The following is a 1,186-nucleotide window of genomic DNA, read 5'->3' on the forward strand; positions in this document are numbered from 1 at the left end:
AGCTCCTGCCCCGGATTCAGCTCCTGCCCCGGAGGCGAGCCAGGTCCCGATCCCCCAGCCGATGCCGGAGACCGCCCCCTACGTGGATCACGCCCCCTCACCCGCACCGGCTCCGGCGGCCCCGTGGAACGTACCCCCGCTCGCCGTCGTGACCCCGCCGACGGCACCTCAGCCGCTCGCGGTAGCCCCTGTGTCGGGCACCTTGACCTCCCCCTTCGGCCCCAGGTGGGGCACCACTCACACCGGCCTCGACATCGCCAACAGCATCGGCACACCGGTGTACGCGGCCGCGGCCGGCACCGTGATCAACTCCGGCCCGGCCTCCGGGTTCGGGCTGTGGGTCCAGATCCGCCACGACGACGGATCGACCACCACGTACGGGCACATCAACGAAACCTTGGTCGCGGTCGGCCAACAGGTGCAGGCCGGCGAGCAGATCGCCACCGTCGGAAACCGAGGTCAATCCACCGGCCCGCATCTGCATTTCGAGACCATGGATTCGAACGGGACGAAGGTCGATCCGATCCAGTGGCTCGCAGCACGCGGAGTCGCCCAGACGGACCTGGCGCGCGTCTGACAGACCCGTCTGACCCAGGTGCGCTTCGGCGAACCGCAATACCGGAAGCTGCCAGGGAAGGGTTTCACTCTCGGTCAATGAAGTCTCGGACTGCCCGCGTGATGGTCTCCTCTCGGTCGACATGCCGTGGCTCGGATGGCGTCCCCTCACAGCGAGGGCACACCTATGCCGGACGACCTCGATGGTCGACGGCACCCCCTGGCGCTGCTTGCAGGCGCCGGGGACGCCCGGGCCCCGCCGTGTGAGGGAACAGGCTGGCAGAAAACTGTCCGTAGGAGCAGTCGAGGCGCCGGACACCGGACCTCGGCAGGCTTCCCGGCGGGAACTCAACCGGCGGGGTGTGCCACTGCGACGAGCCGCGGTGACACACCCCTGCCCGTTGTCAGCTCCGGTAGTCGAGCCGGGTCATCATGCCCGCGTCTTGGTGATAGCCGTTGTGGCAGTGCAGCATCCAGTAGCCGGGATTGTCGGCGACGAGAACAACTTCGATCTTCTGCATGGGTAGCACCATCACGGTGTCCTTACGCGGTCCGGGAGTGCCATCGGCGCGGACGACCTGAAAGGTATGTCCGTGCAGATGGGTTGCGTCCATCAGGATGGTGTACGAGC

General features: G+C 67.5%; 2 protein-coding genes. One reads left to right on the plus strand and one right to left on the minus strand.

The window, feature by feature from the left end; all coding sequences use genetic code 11:
- The coding region (locus CQZ88_RS30030; protein WP_258008730.1) for a M23 family metallopeptidase at positions 1 to 577 on the plus strand (577 nt) is incomplete at its 5' end.
- Between the two features lie 382 nt (positions 578 to 959).
- Here the strand turns inward: CQZ88_RS30030 and CQZ88_RS22870 are convergent.
- Positions 960 to 1,186, minus strand: a 227-nt coding sequence (locus CQZ88_RS22870) for a multicopper oxidase domain-containing protein (RefSeq protein ID WP_180987067.1), incomplete at its 5' end; no start/stop codon positions are given.

This window comes from Rhodococcus sp. ENV425 (assembly GCF_002887785.1).
GTDB lineage: Bacteria > Actinomycetota > Actinomycetes > Mycobacteriales > Mycobacteriaceae > Rhodococcus > Rhodococcus aetherivorans.